17 protein-coding genes are annotated in these 17,942 nt (G+C 70.4%); 1 reads left to right on the top strand and 16 read right to left on the bottom strand.

Annotation, left to right across the window (positions count from 1 at the left end; genetic code table 11):
• From ABZY11_RS20165 to pyrR, 14 genes are all read right to left on the bottom strand, one after another.
• Window positions 1-1,524: primosome assembly protein PriA (locus ABZY11_RS20165; RefSeq protein WP_356480432.1), on the bottom strand; the 1,524-nt coding region annotated here is incomplete at its 3' end.
• A 128-nt stretch (window positions 1,525-1,652) separates the two neighbouring features.
• The gene (gene metK / locus ABZY11_RS20160) at window positions 1,653-2,861 is read right to left on the bottom strand and encodes a methionine adenosyltransferase (RefSeq protein WP_189543751.1); all 1,209 of its coding nucleotides are present in this window, start codon (window positions 2,859-2,861) and stop codon (window positions 1,653-1,655) included.
• A 242-nt stretch (window positions 2,862-3,103) separates the two neighbouring features.
• Window positions 3,104-4,306, bottom strand: a complete 1,203-nt coding sequence (gene coaBC / locus ABZY11_RS20155; RefSeq protein WP_356480431.1) for a bifunctional phosphopantothenoylcysteine decarboxylase/phosphopantothenate--cysteine ligase CoaBC — start codon at window positions 4,304-4,306, stop codon at window positions 3,104-3,106.
• A gap of 132 nt (window positions 4,307-4,438) precedes the next feature.
• Window positions 4,439-4,711 carry a DNA-directed RNA polymerase subunit omega gene (gene rpoZ, locus ABZY11_RS20150; RefSeq protein WP_003970369.1) on the bottom strand — a complete coding sequence of 91 codons (273 nt, stop codon included), beginning with the start codon at window positions 4,709-4,711 and terminating at the stop codon, window positions 4,439-4,441.
• A 78-nt stretch (window positions 4,712-4,789) separates the two neighbouring features.
• On the bottom strand, window positions 4,790-5,407 hold the full coding sequence (gene gmk, locus ABZY11_RS20145; protein ID WP_356480430.1) for a guanylate kinase: 618 nt from the start codon (window positions 5,405-5,407) through the stop codon (window positions 4,790-4,792).
• A gap of 38 nt (window positions 5,408-5,445) precedes the next feature.
• The gene (locus tag ABZY11_RS20140; RefSeq protein WP_014157387.1) at window positions 5,446-5,769 is read right to left on the bottom strand and encodes an integration host factor; all 324 of its coding nucleotides are present in this window, start codon (window positions 5,767-5,769) and stop codon (window positions 5,446-5,448) included.
• 243 nt (window positions 5,770-6,012) lie between these two features.
• Entirely contained in the window at window positions 6,013-6,852 is an 840-nt protein-coding gene (pyrF, locus tag ABZY11_RS20135) for an orotidine-5'-phosphate decarboxylase (protein WP_356480429.1), read from the bottom strand.
• Window positions 6,849-7,958, bottom strand: a complete 1,110-nt coding sequence (locus ABZY11_RS20130; protein ID WP_356480428.1) for a quinone-dependent dihydroorotate dehydrogenase — start codon at window positions 7,956-7,958, stop codon at window positions 6,849-6,851. Before ABZY11_RS20130 ends, pyrF begins: the two co-directional genes overlap by 4 nt.
• Window positions 7,959-8,014: 56 nt before the next feature.
• Window positions 8,015-11,323 (bottom strand): carbamoyl-phosphate synthase large subunit, encoded by a 3,309-nt coding sequence (gene carB, locus ABZY11_RS20125; protein ID WP_356480427.1) that lies wholly within the window; start codon window positions 11,321-11,323, stop codon window positions 8,015-8,017.
• The gene (gene carA, locus ABZY11_RS20120; protein WP_356480426.1) at window positions 11,316-12,458 is read right to left on the bottom strand and encodes a glutamine-hydrolyzing carbamoyl-phosphate synthase small subunit; all 1,143 of its coding nucleotides are present in this window, start codon (window positions 12,456-12,458) and stop codon (window positions 11,316-11,318) included. Before carA ends, carB begins: the two co-directional genes overlap by 8 nt.
• Window positions 12,455-13,033, bottom strand: a complete 579-nt coding sequence (locus ABZY11_RS20115) for a hypothetical protein (RefSeq protein WP_356480425.1) — start codon at window positions 13,031-13,033, stop codon at window positions 12,455-12,457. The genes carA and ABZY11_RS20115 overlap by 4 nt, the downstream gene beginning before the upstream one ends.
• Window positions 13,030-14,316: a dihydroorotase gene (locus ABZY11_RS20110; protein ID WP_356480424.1), complete on the bottom strand. Its 1,287-nt coding sequence runs from the start codon at window positions 14,314-14,316 to the stop codon at window positions 13,030-13,032. The genes ABZY11_RS20115 and ABZY11_RS20110 overlap by 4 nt, the downstream gene beginning before the upstream one ends.
• A 2-nt stretch (window positions 14,317-14,318) precedes the next feature.
• On the bottom strand, window positions 14,319-15,305 hold the full coding sequence (locus ABZY11_RS20105; RefSeq protein WP_356480433.1) for an aspartate carbamoyltransferase catalytic subunit: 987 nt from the start codon (window positions 15,303-15,305) through the stop codon (window positions 14,319-14,321).
• 93 nt (window positions 15,306-15,398) lie between these two features.
• On the bottom strand, window positions 15,399-15,983 hold the full coding sequence (gene pyrR, locus ABZY11_RS20100; RefSeq protein ID WP_356480423.1) for a bifunctional pyr operon transcriptional regulator/uracil phosphoribosyltransferase PyrR: 585 nt from the start codon (window positions 15,981-15,983) through the stop codon (window positions 15,399-15,401).
• Between the two features lie 221 nt (window positions 15,984-16,204).
• Here pyrR and bldD point away from each other — a divergent pair, with 221 nt between their 5' ends.
• The gene (gene bldD, locus ABZY11_RS20095) at window positions 16,205-16,705 is read left to right on the top strand and encodes a transcriptional regulator BldD (RefSeq protein WP_014044812.1); all 501 of its coding nucleotides are present in this window, start codon (window positions 16,205-16,207) and stop codon (window positions 16,703-16,705) included.
• A 195-nt stretch (window positions 16,706-16,900) separates the two neighbouring features.
• On the opposite strand, the gene nusB is transcribed toward bldD, so the two are convergent.
• Window positions 16,901-17,332 carry a transcription antitermination factor NusB gene (gene nusB / locus ABZY11_RS20090; RefSeq protein ID WP_072484538.1) on the bottom strand — a complete coding sequence of 144 codons (432 nt, stop codon included), beginning with the start codon at window positions 17,330-17,332 and terminating at the stop codon, window positions 16,901-16,903.
• 2 nt (window positions 17,333-17,334) lie between these two features.
• The gene (gene efp / locus ABZY11_RS20085; protein ID WP_356480422.1) at window positions 17,335-17,901 is read right to left on the bottom strand and encodes an elongation factor P; all 567 of its coding nucleotides are present in this window, start codon (window positions 17,899-17,901) and stop codon (window positions 17,335-17,337) included.
• Window positions 17,902-17,942 lie beyond the last annotated feature (41 nt).

The raw sequence follows: 17,942 nt of genomic DNA, 5'->3' as shown, positions 1-17,942 counted from the left end.
GTGATCACGGCCGGACGTCCGCACCGGCACGGCCGGGAACGCCCGGCCGAGCTCCTCGGCTGTCCGGCGGGCGCCGACGACCCTGGCCCGCAGCCGGTTGGAGCCGCAGGCGACGCAGTGCCAGGCGGTCTCAGCCCGACCGCACCAGGCACAGTCGAGATCCCGCTGGTCCGGCGCTTCGAGCGGGCCCGCGCAGTGCCGGCACCGAGCGGGCTCGCGGCAGCGCTCACAGGCCAGCCGCGGCACGTATCCGCGGCGCGGCACCTGGATCAGCACGGGGCCGCTGCGCAGCCCGTCCCGTACCGTCTGCCAGGCCAGGCTGGGCAGCCGCGCGGCCCTCGCGGCGCCGTCCCGCGCCAGCTCCCCGTCGCCGACGGTACGCACCAGGGGCGCCGCGATCCGCAGCTGCTCCCGGTCCGCGCGCAGCGGCAGCGCCCAGCCGCTCTCCACCAGCTGGGCGGCCTCCACCGTGCAGTTCGTACCACCGAGCAGGAACGCGCAGCGGCCGTGCGCGGCCCGCAGTTCGAGCACCTCGCGGACGTGCGGGAAGGGGGCGTTGTCGTCGCTGTGGCTGGAGTCCCCGTCGTCCCAGACGGCGACCAGGCCGAGGTCGGCGACCGGTGCGAACATCGCCGCTCTCGTCCCGACGACCGCCCGTACCGAGCCGCGTCGCACGGCGAGCCACTCCCGGTACCGCTTCTCCGGTCCGGAGTCGGCGGTCAGCAGCGCGTGGCGCCCGGGGCCGAGCAGCTCGGTGAGCGCGGCATCCACCCGCCCCGCGGTCCGGCCGTCGGGGACGACGACGAGGGCGCCGCGCCCGGATGCCAGGGTGGCGGCCATGGCCCTGGCGATCTCCTCGGGCCAGTGGGGTCCGGGCAGCGCGGTCCATACGGCCCGGGGCGCACCGCCCTCGGCCAGCGACCGCAGGAACGCCGGCCCCTGTGCGTACCGCGCCCAGCTCCCCACCGACGGTGCGGGCGGCGGTGGCAGCGGCTCGGGCGAGGGCCTGGACTCGGCCCTGCCGTTCCGGGGCGGCACGGCGAGCTGGAGGACATCGGCGAGGCTGCCCGCGTAGCGGTCGGCGACGGCCCGCGAGAGCGCGAGCAGCTCCGGGCCCAGCACCGGTTCGGGCGACACGACGTAGGCGAGTGCCGCGAGGGCACCCGTGTAGTCCGATTCGGCGAGCCGCTCGACGAGGAAGCCGTCGATCAGCCCGCCGCCCTCGCGCCGGCCACCGCGCACATTGCGTCCCCCGGCCCCGAAGCGGACCCGCACCCGCACTCCGGGCTGGGCCTCGGCGTCGAGCTCCTCGGGCACCGCGTAGTCGAAGTACTGGTCGAGATGGAGAACGCCCTTGTTGACCAGCACCCGGGCGACGGGCAGCTCCTTGGCGAGTGCGGCGCCGCGCCAGGTCCGCGGCTTGGCCCGCGGCACCTTGGCCTTCCGTACTGTCTCCCGGATCAGCGCAAGCTGCTCCGGGGCCCCGTCGCCGGAGTCCGCGGATCGCTCGTTCTCGCTGCTCACAGCCAAATTCCTACCAGACAGCACTGACAGTGGCCCCGTCGAGGCGGTACCGGAGGCCGGACGCGCCGGGGCCCGGACACCGTGTGCGGTGTCCGGGCCCCGGCGTGCGGACGGAAAAGGCGGCAGTCCTACAGCCCGGCCGCCGCGCGCAGCGCGTCCACGCGGTCGGTGCGCTCCCAGGTGAAGTCGGGAAGCTCACGGCCGAAGTGGCCGTAGGCCGCGGTCTGGGCGTAGATCGGGCGGAGCAGGTCGAGGTCGCGGATGATCGCGGCCGGGCGGAGGTCGAAGACCTCGCCGATGGCGTGCTCGATCTTCTCGGTGTCGACGGCGGCGGTGCCGAACGTCTCGACGAACAGACCGACCGGCTCGGCCTTGCCGATCGCGTACGCGACCTGCACCTCGCAACGGGCGGCGAGGCCCGCGGCGACGACGTTCTTGGCGACCCAGCGCATGGCGTACGCGGCCGAGCGGTCCACCTTCGACGGGTCCTTGCCCGAGAAGGCGCCGCCGCCGTGGCGGGCCATGCCGCCGTAGGTGTCGATGATGATCTTGCGACCGGTCAGACCGGCGTCGCCCATCGGGCCGCCGATCTCGAAGCGCCCGGTCGGGTTGACCAGCAGCCGGTAGCCGTCGGTGTCCAGCTTGATGCCGTCCTCGATCAGCTGCCCGAGCACGTGCTCGACGACGAACTCGCGGATGTCGGGCGCGAGCAGCGAGTCGAGGTCGATGTCGCTGGCGTGCTGCGAGGAGACGACGACCGTGTCGAGACGGACGGCCTTGTCGCCGTCGTACTCGATGGTGACCTGGGTCTTGCCGTCGGGGCGCAGGTACGGGATGGTCCCGTTCTTGCGGACCTCGGAGAGCCGACGGGAGAGCCGGTGCGCGAGGTAGATCGGGAGCGGCATCAGCTCGGGCGTCTCGTCGCAGGCGTAGCCGAACATCAGGCCCTGGTCGCCGGCGCCCTGCTTGTCGAGCTCGTCCTCGTCGCCCTCGACCCGCTTCTCGTACGCGGTGTCGACGCCCTGCGCGATGTCGGGAGACTGCGCCCCGATGGACACCGAGACACCGCAGGAGGCGCCGTCGAAGCCCTTCTTGGAGGAGTCGTAGCCGATCTCCAGGACCTTGTTGCGTACGAGGGTCGGGATGTCGGCGTAGGCCTTGGTCGTGACCTCACCCGCAACATGCACCAGACCGGTGGTGATCAAGGTCTCGACGGCGACGCGGGACCGGGGGTCCTCGCGGAGCAGCGCGTCGAGAATGGTGTCGCTGATCTGGTCAGCGATCTTGTCGGGGTGACCCTCGGTGACGGACTCCGAGGTGAAGAGACGGCGGGACACATCGCTCCCTGGGGTTGCAGCGGCTGCTGGCTGATCATTTGGCGGACGGCCGGGAGCTGCGCCCGGCATGGTCCGGCGCCAGTTTATCGGTCGCTTCCGTCCGGCGGACAACGTGTCTCGTCCTTTGGGAGTTCTGTGACCTCCGGCACGGCCCGCCGGCGCGGGCCGGTCCCCCTCGGGCAATGCCATTTACGCCCATATTTCAAGGGTTTCGGCCCGGCCGCGGGCGTGAAACAAGATTTTCATCCGAGACGCGACGACACGAGATCCCAGACCGTGTCGGCAAGTGCCTCCTTGGGCCCGTACGGCACCTGGGTCTCACCGCCGTCGGCCGCGAGCACCACGGCCTCGTTCTCCTCCGAGCCGAAGGTCCGGCGCTCCCCCACCTCGTTGACGACGAGGAGGTCACAGCCCTTGCGGCGGAGCTTCTCCCGGCCGTTGGCGAGGACGTCGTCGGTCTCGGCGGCGAATCCGACGACGATCTGACCGGGACGGGCGCGTTCGCCGGCCACCTCGGCGAGGATGTCGGGGTTGCGGACGAGCGTGATGGGCGCGGGCTCCTGGCCGTCCTTCTTCTTGATCTTCCCCGGGGCGTACTCGGCGGGGCGGAAGTCGGCGACCGCCGCCGCCATCACGACCACGTCGGCGTCCGCGGCGGCCTTCAGCACGGCCTCGCGGAGCTGCACGGCGGTCCCCGCGTGCAGCACGTCGGCGCCGGCCGGGTCGGGCAGGCCGGTGTTGGCCTCGACGAGGGTGACCCGGGCGCCGCGGGCGACCGCGGTACGGGCCAGGGCGTAGCCCTGCTTGCCGGAGGAGCGGTTGCCGAGGTAGCGCACCGGGTCGAGCGGCTCGCGCGTACCGCCCGCGCTGATCACCACATGGCGGCCGGCCAGATCGGGTCCGACGGGCCCGCGGGCCAGCACCCGGCGGCAGACCTCGAAGATCTCCCCGGGATCGGGCAGCCGGCCCTTGCCGGTGTCGACGCCGGTGAGCCGGCCGACGGCGGGCTCGATGACGACGGCGCCCCGGCGGCGCAGGGTGGCGACGTTCTCCTGGGTGGCGGGGTGCTCCCACATCTCGGTGTGCATGGCGGGCGCGAAGACGACCGGACAGCGGGCCGTGAGGAGCGTGTTGGTGAGCAGGTCGTCGGCGAGACCGTGGGCCGCCCTGGCGAGCAGGTCGGCGGTGGCGGGGGCGACGACCACCAGATCGGCGCCCTGCCCGATCCTGACGTGCGGCACCTCGTGGACGTCGTTCCAGACCTCGGTGGACACCGGGTGGCCGGAGAGCGCCGACCAGGTGGCCGCTCCCACGAAGTGCAGCGACGACTCGGTCGGTACGACGCGCACATCGTGACCGGACTCGGTCAGCCGGCGCAGCAGCTCGCACGCCTTGTACGCGGCGATGCCCCCGCTGACCCCCAGAACGACCTTCGGCTTGTCCACTGCGTCTCCCCGCACTCGGATACGAACACCCCCATGCTGCCTCACCGCACCGGGTCGGACGCTGTCGCCCCGGACACACCTCAGGCCCGGCAGCCGTGGCCGCCGGGCCTGAGGTGAAGGTGCAATTCCTGCTTACTGCGCGGGGCCCTCGATGGCCTCGGAGGTGAGCAGGCCCGCGTTGATCTCGCGGAGCGCGATCGAGAGCGGCTTCTCGTGCACGTGGGTGTCGACGAGCGGACCGACGTACTCCAGGAGACCTTCGCCGAGCTGCGAGTAGTACGCGTTGATCTGGCGCGCGCGCTTGGCGGCGTAGATCACGAGGCTGTACTTCGAGTCGGTGGCCTCGAGGAGCTCATCAATCGGCGGGTTGATGATGCCCTCGGGCGTGGTGATGGAAGAGGACACTCTCTGCCTTCCGAAGGGGGTAAAGATCAAAGAAATCTTTGACGGTGCGGAGTTCCGCGGTGGCGCGTACCGACTTCGTCAGTCGCTGTCGGCACGGTGGCCGGAAACATCCAGCATCAAGGCTAGCAGCTCACGGGCCACATCCTCGACGGAGGTGTTGACCAGCGTCGTATCGAACTCGGCCTCGGCGGCCAGTTCGACCTTGGCGGCGGCGAGCCGTCGCTCGATCACCTCGGGTGCCTCGGTCCCGCGGCCAGTGAGCCGGCGGACCAGCTCCTCCCAGCTCGGCGGGGCCAGGAAGACCAGCTGTGCGTCCGGCATCGACTGCCGGACCAGCCGGGCACCCTGGAGATCGATCTCCAGCAGCACCGGCTCGCCCGCCTCCAGACGGTCGAGCACGGCGCGGCGGGGCGTGCCGTAGCGGTTGCCCGCGAATTCGGCCCACTCCAGCAGCTCGCCGTTGGCGATCAGCTTGTCGAACTCCTCGTTGTCCACGAAGAAGTAGTGGACACCGTTGCGCTCGCCGGGGCGCGGCTTGCGGGTCGTCGCCGACACCGAGAGCCAGACCTCGGGGTGGACCTTGCGCATATGAGCGACGACCGTGCTCTTGCCGACCCCGGAGGGGCCGGAGAGCACGGTCAGCCGCGGACGTACGTCCGGGGGTACGGGGGACGTCCCCCGGGATGTTGCAGCCATGGAGCGATTATCCAGGTTCTCAGGAGTGCCTGAGAACGTCAGGCGGCGCTGCCGCCGAACTCACGCTCCAGGGATGCGATCTGGTTGGAGCCGAGACCCCGGACCCGGCGACTCTCGGAGATGCCGAGCCTCTCCATGATCTGCTTGGCGCGGACCTTGCCCACGCCCGGCAGGGACTCCAGAAGGGCGGAGACCTTCATCTTGCCGATGACGTCGTTCTCCTGGCCCTGCTTGATGACCTCGTGGAGGGAGGCGCCGGAGTGCTTGAGTCGATTCTTGACCTCGGCCCGCTCCCGGCGAGCCGCGGCGGCCTTTTCGAGCGCGGCTGCGCGCTGTTCAGGGGTAAGGGGCGGAAGAGCCACGCCTACGTCACCTCGGATGTCGATCTGTCGGATACGGACCGGTGAGGAAGCTGAGCGCTCCACACCAGGTGAGCGACGGACAACTTGTGTACGTCGGCTCTGGACGGAGACTAGCGGCCAAGGCCGCCGGAGTCAGCGAGAACCAACGAAAAGTCCTGGTCAGCCTTGGCCGACCAGGACATTTCAGGCATAACTACCGAGTTTTTGGTCAGGAAAGAGTCAACACCCTGTTACGTGGCACGATCAGCTATCCGCCACGGCTACCCGGATCTCGTCCGTGAGCCGTTCGGCGGCCTCGCGCAGCCCCTCCACGTCCGGCCCCTGGCTCAGTACGCCGCGGCTCACGCTGGGCACCACATTGCCCACCGAGGCGCCGAACACGCCGGGCAGATCCGCGGGCGTCGCGCCCTGTGCCCCGATCCCGGGGGCGAGCAGCGGGCCGTTGATCGCCAGGTTCACCCCCGCGTCCCCGAGCGTGGCCCCGACCACCGCGCCGACGGAGCCGAGCGGGGTCATTCCCTCGTTCTCGGCGGCCATGTGGTCGAGCATGAGCTGGGCCAGCGAACGGCCGTCGGCGGCGGTGGCGCGCTGCACCTCGGCGCCCTCCGGGTTGGAGGTGAGGGCGAGCACGAAGACGCCGGCGCCGGAGAGGACCGCCGCGTCGAGCGCCGGGCGCAGCGAGCCGAAGCCGAGGTACGGCGAGACGGTGACCGCGTCCGAGAACAGCGGCGAGTCCTTCTCCAGGTAGGTCGCCGCGTAGGCGCCCATGGTGGAGCCGATGTCGCCGCGCTTGGCGTCCATCAGCACCAGCGCGCCGGCCGCCCGCGCCTCCTCGACCGCCTTCTCCAGGACGGCGATGCCGCGCGAGCCGAAGCGCTCGAAGAACGCGGACTGCGGCTTGAGCACGGCGACCCGGTCGGCCAGTGCCTCGACGACGGTACGCGTGAAGCGTTCGAGCCCGGCGATGTCGTCGTTCAGGCCCCAGGCTGTGAGCAGCGAGGCGTGCGGGTCGATGCCGACGCACAGCGGACCGCGGGTGTCCATGGCGCGGCGCAGGCGCGCGCCGAACGGTTCGGTGCTCATGCGGTGGCCTTCCTGGTCTCTGCGCCGACGGCCTCGGCGAGGGTGGCGTACGGGGAGGCGGCCAGGCGCGCGGCCAGGCCCTTGTGGATCGACCGGGCGTAGAACGGGCCCTCGTAGATGAAGGCGCTGTAGCCCTGGACGAGGGTGGCGCCCGCGAGGATGCGCTGCCAGGCGTCCTCGGCGTTCTCGATGCCTCCGACACCGACCAGGGTGATCCGGTCGCCCACGCGCGCGTAGAGGCGGCTCAGCACCTCCAGGGAGCGTGCCTTGAGGGGCGCGCCGGAGAGTCCGCCGGTCTCCTCGACCAGGGACGGAGCGGACTTCAGGCCGAGGCCGTCGCGGGCGATGGTGGTGTTGGTGGCGATGATGCCGTCCAGGCCCAGCTCGACCGCGAGATCGGCGACCGCGTCGACGTCCTCGTCCGCGAGGTCCGGGGCGATCTTGACGAGCAGCGGGACCCGCCGCCCGGTGACGGTCCGGTCGGCCGCCTCACGCACGGCGCTGAGCAGGGGCCGCAGCGCCTCGGTGGCCTGGAGGTTGCGCAGACCCGGGGTGTTGGGCGAGGAGACGTTCACGACGAGGTAGTCGGCGTGGGCGGCGAGGCGCTCGGTGGACTTCACGTAGTCGCCCACCGCTTCGGCCTCCGGCACGACCTTCGTCTTGCCGATGTTGACGCCGACCGTGGTCCTGAAGACCGGCCTGCGGGCGGCCAGTCGCGCGGCGACGGCGGCCGAGCCCTCGTTGTTGAAGCCCATGCGGTTGATCAGCGCGCGGTCCGCGACGAGGCGGAAGAGGCGCTTCTTGGGATTGCCGGGCTGCGGTTCGCCGGTGACCGTGCCGATCTCGATGTGGTCGAAGCCGAGCATCGACATGCCGTCGATCGCGACGGCGTTCTTGTCGAAACCGGCGGCGAGGCCGAAGGGGCCGTGCATCCGCAGGCCGAGGGCCTCGGTGCGCAGCTCCTTGTACCGGGGCGCGAGCGCGGCGGCGACGAAGGTACGCAGCACGGGCGTGCGGGCGGCGAGGCGGATCCACCGGAAGGCCAGGTAGTGGGCCTGCTCCGGGTCCATCCGCTTGAAGACCAGCCGGAAGAAGAACTTGTACATCAGGAGTGTCCTCACAGAGAGGGGGACACCGTTTCCGGTGTCCCCCTGCCGTTCTGCTAGTCGCGGGCCGCGGTCAGATGTTCGGCGTGTTCCTGGAGGGAACTGACGCCGACGTCCCCGTGGGTGAGCGCGTCGATGCCCTGGACGGCGGCGGCGAGCGCCTGGACCGTCGTGAGGCACGGCACGGACCGGGCCACGGCCGCGGTACGGATCTCGTAGCCGTCGAGGCGGCCGCCCGTTCCGTACGGCGTGTTGACGATGAGGTCGACCTCGCCGTCGTGGATCAGCTGGACGATGGTCCTCTCGCCCTGCGGGCCCACGCCCTCGGACTGCTTGCGCACGATCGTGGCGTTGATGCCGTTGCGCTTGAGGACCTCGGCGGTGCCGGAGGTGGCGAGCAGCTCGAAGCCGTGCGCGACGAGTTCGCGCGCCGGGAAGATCATCGAGCGCTTGTCGCGGTTGGCGACCGAGATGAACGCGCGGCCCTTGGTGGGCAGCGGGCCGTAGGCGCCGGCCTGCGACTTGGCGTACGCCGTGCCGAAGACGGAGTCGATGCCCATGACCTCGCCGGTGGAACGCATCTCCGGGCCGAGGACGGTGTCGACGCCGCGGCCGTGGATGTCGCGGAAGCGCGACCACGGCATGACGGCCTCCTTGACGGAGATCGGCGCGTCCAGCGGCAGGGTGCCGCCGTCGCCGTTCGCCGGGAGCAGGCCCTCGGCGCGCAGCTCGGCGATGGTCGCGCCCAGCGAGATGCGGGCGGCGGCCTTGGCGAGCGGGACCGCGGTCGCCTTCGAGGTGAAGGGGACGGTGCGCGAGGCGCGCGGGTTGGCCTCCAGGACGTAGAGGATGTCGCCGGAGAGCGCGAACTGGATGTTGATCAGTCCGCGTACGCCGACGCCCTTGGCGATGCCCTCGGTGGAGGCCCGCAGCCGCTTGATGTCGTAGCCGCCGAGCGTGATCGGGGGCAGCGCGCAGGCGGAGTCGCCGGAGTGGATACCGGCTTCCTCGATGTGCTCCATGACGCCGCCGAGGTAGAGCTCGGTGCCGTCGTAGAGCGCGTCCACGTCGATCTCGATGGCGTCGTCGAGGAAGCGGTCGACCAGGACCGGCCGGGTGGGGCTGATCTCGGTGGACTCGGCGATGTACGAGGAGAGCCGCACCTCGTCGTACACGATCTCCATGCCGCGGCCGCCGAGCACGTAGCTGGGGCGTACGAGGACGGGGTAGCCGATCTCGTCGGCGATGGCCTTGGCCTCGTCGAAGGTGGTGGCCGTTCCGTGCTTCGGGGCCGGGAGCCCGGCCTCGGCCAGGACGCGGCCGAAGGCGCCGCGGTCCTCGGCGGCGTGGATGGCCTCCGGGGACGTGCCGACGACCGGCACGCCGTTGTCCTTGAGCGCCTGCGACAGGCCCAGCGGGGTCTGGCCGCCGAGCTGGACGATGACACCTGCGACCGGTCCGGCGAGGGTCTCCGCGTGCACGATCTCCAGCACGTCCTCCAGCGTCAGCGGCTCGAAGTACAGGCGGTCGGAGGTGTCGTAGTCGGTGGAGACGGTCTCCGGGTTGCAGTTGACCATGACGGTCTCGTAGCCCGCGTCGCTCAGCGCGAAGGAGGCGTGGACGCAGGAGTAGTCGAACTCGATGCCCTGGCCGATGCGGTTGGGGCCGGAGCCGAGGATGATCACCGCGGGCTTGGTGCGGGACGCGACCTCGTTCTCCTCGTCGTAACTGGAGTAGAAGTACGGCGTCTTCGCGGCGAACTCGGCGGCGCAGGTGTCGACCGTCTTGTAGACCGGGCGGATGCCCAGCGCGTGCCGCACCTCGCGCACGACGTCCTCGCGCAGGCTGCGGATCTCGGCGATCTGGGCGTCGGAGAAGCCGTGCCGCTTGGCCTCGGCGAGCAGCTCGGGGCCGAGCTCGTCCGCGGCGGCGAGCTCGTCGGCGATCTCCTTGATCAGGAAGAGCTGGTCGACGAACCAGGGGTCGATCTTCGTGGCGTCGAAGACCTCTTCCTGGGTGGCGCCGGCCCTGATCGCCTGCATGACGGTGTTGATCCGGCCGTCGGTCGGGCGGACCGCCTCGGCCAGCAGCTCGGCCTTGTCGCCGGGCTCACCGGTGAAGGTGAACTGCGAGCCCTTCTTCTCCAGCGAACGGAGCGCCTTCTGGAGCGCCTCGGTGAAGTTCCGGCCGATCGCCATGGCCTCGCCCACCGACTTCATGGTGGTGGTGAGGGTGGAGTCGGCGGAGGGGAACTTCTCGAAGGCGAACCGCGGGGCCTTGACGACGACGTAGTCGAGGGTCGGCTCGAAGGAGGCCGGGGTCTTCTCGGTGATGTCGTTGGGGATCTCGTCGAGCGTGTAGCCGACGGCCAGCTTGGCGGCGATCTTGGCGATCGGGAAGCCGGTGGCCTTCGAGGCGAGCGCCGAGGAGCGGGAGACGCGCGGGTTCATCTCGATCACGATGACCCGGCCGTCGGTCGGGTCGATGGCGAACTGGATGTTGCAGCCGCCGGTGTCGACGCCGACCTCGCGGATGATCGCGATGCCGATGTCGCGCAGCCGCTGGTACTCACGGTCGGTGAGCGTCATCGCCGGGGCGACGGTGATCGAGTCACCCGTGTGGACGCCCATCGGGTCGAAGTTCTCGATGGAGCAGACGACCACGACGTTGTCGTTCTTGTCGCGCATCAGCTCCAGCTCGTACTCCTTCCAGCCGAGGATGGACTCCTCCAGGAGCACCTCGGTGGTCGGCGAGAGCGTGAGGCCCTGTCCGGCGATGCGGCGCAGCTCGTCCTCGTCGTGCGCGAAGCCGGAGCCGGCGCCGCCCATGGTGAAGGAGGGGCGGACGACGACGGGGTAGCCGCCGAGCGTCTCGACGCCCGCGAGGACCTCGTCCATGGTGTGGCAGATGACCGAGCGGGCGGACTCGCCGTGGCCGATCTTGGCGTTGACGGCCTCGACGACGCCCTTGAAGAGGTCGCGGTCCTCGCCCTTGTTGATGGCCTCGACGTTGGCGCCGATGAGCTCGACGCCGTACTTCTCCAGGACACCGTTCTCGTGCATGGAGATCGCGGTGTTGAGCGCGGTCTGGCCGCCCAGGGTGGGGAGCAGCGCGTCGGGGCGCTCCTTGGCGATGATCTTCTCGACGAACTCGGGGGTGATCGGCTCGACGTACGTGGCGTCGGCGATCTCCGGGTCGGTCATGATCGTCGCCGGGTTGGAGTTCACCAGGATGACGCGCAGGCCCTCGGCCTTGAGGACGCGGCAGGCCTGGGTCCCGGAGTAGTCGAACTCGGCGGCCTGACCGATGACGATCGGGCCGGAGCCGATGACCAGGACGGACTGGATATCGGAGCGCTTAGGCACGCTGGCCCTCCATCAGGGATACGAAGCGGTCGAAGAGGTACGCGGCGTCGTGCGGGCCCGCGGCTGCTTCGGGGTGGTACTGGACGCTGAAGGCCGGCTGGTCGAGGAGCTGGAGCCCCTCGACGACCTGGTCGTTCAGGCAGACGTGGGAGACCTCGGCGCGGCCGAACTCCGTCTCGGACACCTTGTCGAGCGGGGCGTCGACGGCGAAGCCGTGGTTGTGCGCGGTGACCTCGACCTTGCCGGTCGTACGGTCCTGCACGGGCTGGTTGATGCCGCGGTGACCGTACTTCAGCTTGTAGGTGCCGAAGCCGAGGGCGCGGCCCAGGATCTGGTTGCCGAAGCAGATGCCGAAGAGCGGGGTCTTCCGCTCCAGGACGCCCTGCATGACGGAGACCGGGTGGTCGGCGGTGGCCGGGTCGCCGGGGCCGTTGGAGAAGAAGACGCCGTCGGGCTTCACCGCGTACACCTCCTCCAGGGTGGCGGTGGCGGGCAGCACGTGCACCTCGATGCCGCGCTCGGCCATCCGGTGCGGGGTCATGCCCTTGATGCCGAGGTCGATCGCGGCGACGGTGAACTTCTTGGTGCCGATGGCGGGGACGACGTACGCCTCCTTGGTGGCGACCTCGGCGGAGAGGTCGGCGCCCACCATCTCGGGGGCCTGCTGGACACGGGCCAGCAGCGTGGCCTCGTCGGCGACGGCGTCACCGGAGAAGATGCCGACGCGCATGGCGCCGCGCTCGCGCAGGTGGCGGGTGAGCGCGCGGGTGTCGATGCCGCTGATGCCGACGACGCCCTGGCGCTCCAGCTCCTCGTCGAGCGAGCGCTGCGAGCGCCAGTTGGAGGGCACCCGGGCGGGGTCGCGGACGACGTAGCCGGAGACCCAGATCCGTCCGGACTCGGGGTCCTCGTCGTTCACCCCGGTGTTCCCGACGTGCGGTGCGGTCATCACGACGACCTGGCGGTGGTACGAGGGGTCGGTCAGCGTCTCCTGGTAGCCGGTCATGCCGGTGGAGAAAACCGCCTCGCCGAAGGTCTCCCCCACGGCCCCGTAGGCGCGGCCGCGGAAGGCGCGGCCGTCCTCCAGGACGAGTACGGCGGGAGCTTTGGCGGCTCCCCGGGTGGAGATCGTCATCGTGCGGTGCCTTCCGTAGTGCTGGTGAGTTGGTTGATGGCCTCGACCCAGGCCGGGTGCTCGGCGGAGCGGTCGGAGCGGAAGCCGGAGTCGATCAGCTTGTCGCCGTGCGCCCAGGTGATGATCAGCAGGCCGCCCTCGGGGAGGACCTTGCCTGCGATGCCCTTGTCGAGCCGGGCCTCGCGCAGTGCGGCGGCCGGCACGAAGAAGTCGGCCGCCCCGGGCCGTACGACATCCAGGCCCTGATCGGTCAGGGTGAGCTCGACGCGGCTGCGGGTGCCGAGGCCGTGGGCCACGATCCGGTCGAGCCACTGCCCGGCGGTGGTCGAGGCGTGGTACCGGCCGGTCAGCGTGAGCAGCTTCTCGCCGTCCGCGAACCCTTCCGGGGTGGAGCCGAGCTCCGGCAGGCCGGACTGGAGGCTGCCCCTCCACTTCCATCCCTGGCGCATCAGCCAGTAGACGAAGGCGATGAGGACGATCAGCCCGACGACCCAGCTGATCCGGGCGGACCAATCGGTCACCTCGGCCGACTTCCGCCCGGCGGCGAGTTGGTACAGGGGGATGAGTGATGTCACGCGAGCTTCCCGTCGACGACCGTGGCACGGCCCCGCAGGAAGGTGTGGGTGACTCGGCCCGGCAGCTCGCGCCCCTCGTACGGAGTGTTGCGGCTGCGGGAGGCGAAGCCCGCGGGGTCCACGACACCACGGTATGCCGGATCGACCAGGGTGAGGTTGGCGGGTTCGCCGGCCGAGACGGGCCGGCCGTGTCCGTCGAGCCGTCCGATGGCGGCCGGGCGGAACGACATCCGGTCGGCGACGCCGGCCCAGTCGATCAGGCCCGTGTCGACCATCGTCTGCTGGACCACGGAGAGCGCGGTCTCCAGTCCCACCATGCCCATGGCGGCGGCGGCCCACTCGCAGTCCTTGTCCTCGTGCGGGTGCGGGGCGTGGTCGGTGGCGACGCAGTCGATGGTGCCGTCGGCGAGCGCCTCGCGCAGGGCCATGACGTCGGCCTCGGTGCGCAGCGGCGGGTTCACCTTGTAGACCGGGTTGTAGGACCGTACGAGCTCGTCGGTGAGGAGCAGGTGGTGCGGGGTGACCTCGGCGGTGACGTTCCAGCCCTTGGACTTGGCCCAGCGGACGATCTCGACGGACCCGGCGGTCGACAGGTGGCAGATGTGCACCCGGGAGCCGACGTGGGCGGCGAGCAGGACGTCGCGGGCGATGATCGACTCCTCGGCGACGGCGGGCCAGCCGCCGAGACCGAGTTCGGCGGAGACGACGCCCTCGTTCATCTGGGCGCCCTCGGTGAGGCGGGGCTCCTGGGCGTGCTGGGCGACGACGCCGTCGAAGGCCTTCACATACTCCAGCGCGCGCCGCATGATCACCGCGTCGTCGACGCACTTGCCGTCGTCGGAGAAGACCTTCACTCCGGCGGCCGAATCGTGCATGGCGCCGAGCTCGGCGAGCTTCCTGCCCTCCAGGCCGACGGTGACGGCGCCGATCGGCTGCACGTCGCAGTAGCCGGACTCCTTGCCGAGCCGCCAGACCTGCTCCACGACACCGGCGGTGTCGGCGACCGGGAAGGTGTTGGCCATGGCGTGCACGGCGGTGAAGCCGCCGACGGCCGCGGCCTTGGTGCCGGTGAGGACGGTCTCGGAGTCCTCGCGGCCGGGCTCGCGCAGGTGAGTGTGGAGGTCGACCAGGCCGGGCAGCAGGATCTGGCCCCCGGCCTCGACGACCGTCGCGTCACCGGCCTCGATGCCGGTGGAGACTGCGGCGATGGTCTCGCCCTCGATCAGGACGTCCTGGGGTTCGCCGCCGAGGATCTTCGCGCCGCGGATAAGGATCTTGCTCATGGTTACTTGTTCTCCTCGGTACGGGACGGGGCGGCGGGGGCGGCGGATTCGTACCCGCCCAGCAGCAGGTACAGGACGGCCATGCGGATCGAGACGCCGTTGGCGACCTGCTCGACGACCGTGCACCGGTCGGAGTCGGCGACCTCGGCGGTGATCTCCATGCCGCGCACCATCGGGCCGGGGTGCATGACGACGGCGTGTCCGGGCATCTTCGCCATACGCTCGGCGTCCAGGCCGTAGCGGCGGGAGTACTCGCGCTCGGTCGGGAAGTACGCGGCGTTCATCCGTTCACGCTGCACACGCAGCATCATCACCGCGTCGGACTTCGGCAGCACCTGGTCGAGGTTGTAGCTGATCTCGCAGGGCCACTGCTCGACGCCGACCGGGACGAGGGTCGGCGGGGCCACCAGGGTGACGTGGGCGCCGAGCGTGTTCAGCAGGTGGACGTTGGAGCGGGCCACCCGGCTGTGCAGGATGTCGCCGACGATGGTGATCCGGCGTCCTTCGAGGTCCCGGCCGAGACCGCTATCGGCCCCGACCAGGCGGCGGCGCATCGTGAAGGCGTCCAGGAGGGCCTGGGTGGGGTGCTCGTGAGTGCCGTCACCGGCGTTGACGACGGCGCCGTCGATCCAGCCGGAGGTGGCGAGGCGGTACGGGGCCCCGGAGGCTCCGTGCCGGATGACGACGGCGTCGGCGCCCATCGCCTCCAGGGTCAGCGCGGTGTCCTTGAGCGACTCGCCCTTGGAGACGGACGAGCCCTTCGCGGAGAAGTTGATGACGTCCGCGGACAGCCGCTTGGCGGCGGCCTCGAAGGAGATGCGGGTACGCGTCGAGTCCTCGAAGAAGAGGTTGACGACGGTGCGGCCGCGCAGGGTCGGGAGCTTCTTGATCGGCCGGTCCGCGACCCTGGCCATCTCCTCGGCGGTGTCGAGGATCAGGACGGCGTCGTCGCGGGTGAGATCGGCGGCCGAGATGAGGTGGCGCTTCATCTGGGTGTTCTCCGGGTGGCTGGAGGGTTCAGGCATGCGGGCGTGCGGAAGCAGCCGTACGGGCTCGCGATGGGCCGTACGGATGTGGTGCGGCTACTGCTCGCCCGACGGGGCGGCCCGCTCGACACCGAGCAGCACGGCGTCCCGGCCGTCCTCCTCGGCGAGCTGGACCTTGACCGTCTCCCGCAGCGACGTGGGGAGGTTCTTGCCGACGTAGTCGGCACGGATCGGGAGTTCGCGGTGACCACGGTCGACGAGGACCGCGAGCTGCACCGCGCGGGGCCGGCCGATGTCGCCCAGGGCGTCGAGCGCGGCGCGGATCGTGCGTCCCGAGAAGAGGACGTCGTCGACGAGCACGACCAGGCGGCCCTCGATGCCCTCGCCGGGGATCTCGGTGCGGGCCAGGGCGCGCGCCGGGCGCAGCCGGAGGTCGTCGCGGTACATGGTGATGTCGAGGGAACCGACCGGCATCTTCCCGCCGGTGATCTCTTCGAGCTTCTCGGCGAGCCGGCGGGCGAGGAACACGCCCCGCGTCGGGATGCCGAGGAGGACCACGTCGTCGGCGCCCTTGGCGCGTTCGACGATCTCGTGGGCGATCCGGGTCAGTACCCGGGCGATGTCGGGAGCCTCCAGAACGGGGCGTGCCGCATTGCCGGTGGCGTCGTGCTGTGCGTCCATAAGAAACGGACCTCCTTCTCCGCCTCACGGGACGGACCTTAAAGGACGTCGAAATTGCGTCATCCACGGTACCAGGGCTTGCACCGGCCTCTGCTACCACCCCCGGGAGGTGCCGGTCCGAACCATTCGGCTTGACGCATCCAAGTAACGCTGCGTAACCTCACAGTGAGTTACCAGCAACGCGGCGGAGCCGCGAAATGTCCCAGCGTCCGGGGAGCCTTATGTCCAGCGAATACGCAAAACAGCTCGGGGCCAAACTCCGTGCCATCCGCACCCAGCAGGGCCTCTCCCTTCACGGCGTGGAGGAGAAGTCCCAGGGGCGCTGGAAGGCCGTCGTGGTCGGTTCGTACGAGCGCGGCGACCGTGCCGTGACCGTGCAGCGCCTCGCTGAGCTCGCGGACTTCTACGGGGTCCCGGTACAGGAGCTCCTGCCCGGTACGACGCCCGGCGGGGCCGCCGAGCCGCCGCCGAAGCTCGTCCTGGACCTGGAGCGCCTCGCCCACGTCCCGCCGGAGAAGGCCGGTCCGCTGCAGCGCTACGCGGCGACGATCCAGAGCCAGCGCGGTGACTACAACGGCAAGGTGCTCTCGATCCGCCAGGACGACCTGCGCACACTGGCCGTGATCTACGACCAGTCGCCGTCCGTGCTCACGGAGCAGCTGATCAGCTGGGGTGTGCTGGACGCGGACGCGCGTCGCGCCGTGGCCCACGAGGAGGGCTGACGCCCCTCCGAAGAAACGTACCGCCGTGTCGGCGCGGTTCACCCCTTCGGGTGCCCGCACCGACACGGCTTTTTCGTGCGTGCCGGTTTGCGTGCCGGTTCGTGCGGAGGGTTTCGTGCGCGGCGGTCCGCCACATGCCGAAGGGCCCACGGCCAGGTGACCGTGGGCCCTTCGTCGGCTGAACGCCGTCGGAGGCTACTGCTCCCGGCGGAGGTTCGGCTTGAGGTCCTTGAACCGGGCCAGCAGCCCGTTCACGAAGGACGGGGAGTCGTCGGTGGAGAACTCCTTGGCGAGCTGGACCGCCTCGTCGATCACCACCGCGTCCGGGGTGCCGTCCACCCAGATCAGCTCGTACGCACCGAGCCGCAGGATGTTCCGGTCGACCACCGGCATGCGGTCGATCTCCCAGTCCACCGCGTAGGTCACGATGAGGTCGTCGATCCGGTCCGCGTACTGCGCGTACCCCTCGACGAGCTCCATCGTGTACTCGGTGACCGGCGGCTGACGGTTGTCGGCCCGCGAGTGCCGCACCCAGTCCGCGAGGACCGTCTGCACGGACTCGCCGCGCTGGTCGGCCTCGAAAAGGATCTGGAAGGCGCGCTTGCGGGCCTTGTTCCGGGCAGCCACGGTTAGCTGTTCACCCGGCCGAGGTAAGCGCCCGTGCGGGTGTCGACCTTGATCTTCTCACCGGTGGTGATGAAGAGCGGGACGCCGATCTCGTGGTCGGTCTCCAGCGTGGCCGGCTTGGTGCCACCGGTGGAACGGTCGCCCTGGACGCCCGGCTCGGTGTGCTTGACGGTCAGCTCGACGGCGGCGGGCAGCTCGACGTAGAGCACCTCGCCCTCGTGCTGGGCGACGGAGGCGGTGAAGCCCTCGACCAGGAAGTTGGCGGCGTCGCCGACAGCCTTGCGGTCGACCATGAGCTGGTCGTAGGTGTCCATGTCCATGAAGACGAAGTACTCGCCGTCCATGTACGAGAACTGCATGTCGCGACGGTCGATGGTGGCCGTTTCGACCTTCACACCGGCGTTGAACGTCTTGTCGACGACCTTGCCGGAGAGCACGTTCTTGAGCTTGGTGCGCACGAAGGCCGGGCCCTTGCCGGGCTTGACGTGCTGGAACTCGACGACGGACCAGAGCTGGCCTCCGTCGAGCTTGAGCACCATGCCGTTCTTGAGGTCGTTCGTGGAAGCCACGGTTGCGGAATCTCCTGGACTGAAGCTGGTGGAACGACCGA

The organism is Streptomyces sp. NPDC006510 (assembly GCF_040611955.1).
In the GTDB taxonomy this organism is placed as follows: Bacteria; Actinomycetota; Actinomycetes; order Streptomycetales; family Streptomycetaceae; genus Streptomyces.
The sequence above is the reverse complement of the archived record's forward strand: the minus strand, read 5'-3'. Positions and strand labels throughout refer to the sequence as shown.

Bases quoted from the DNA above. Each gene is read 5' to 3' on its own strand.
- ABZY11_RS20130 (WP_356480428.1), bottom strand. From the start codon at position 7,958: ATGTACAAGTTCTTCTTCCGGCTGGTCTTCAAGCGGATGGACCCGGAG.
- bldD (WP_014044812.1), top strand. From the start codon at position 16,205: ATGTCCAGCGAATACGCAAAACAGCTCGGGGCCAAACTCCGTGCCATC.
- pyrF (WP_356480429.1), bottom strand. From the start codon at position 6,852: ATGAGCACCGAACCGTTCGGCGCGCGCCTGCGCCGCGCCATGGACACC.
- carA (WP_356480426.1), bottom strand. From the start codon at position 12,458: ATGACGATCTCCACCCGGGGAGCCGCCAAAGCTCCCGCCGTACTCGTC.
- ABZY11_RS20110 (WP_356480424.1), bottom strand. From the start codon at position 14,316: ATGAGCAAGATCCTTATCCGCGGCGCGAAGATCCTCGGCGGCGAACCC.
- ABZY11_RS20105 (WP_356480433.1), bottom strand. From the start codon at position 15,305: ATGAAGCGCCACCTCATCTCGGCCGCCGATCTCACCCGCGACGACGCC.
- gmk (WP_356480430.1), bottom strand. From the start codon at position 5,407: ATGGCTGCAACATCCCGGGGGACGTCCCCCGTACCCCCGGACGTACGT.
- pyrR (WP_356480423.1), bottom strand. From the start codon at position 15,983: ATGGACGCACAGCACGACGCCACCGGCAATGCGGCACGCCCCGTTCTG.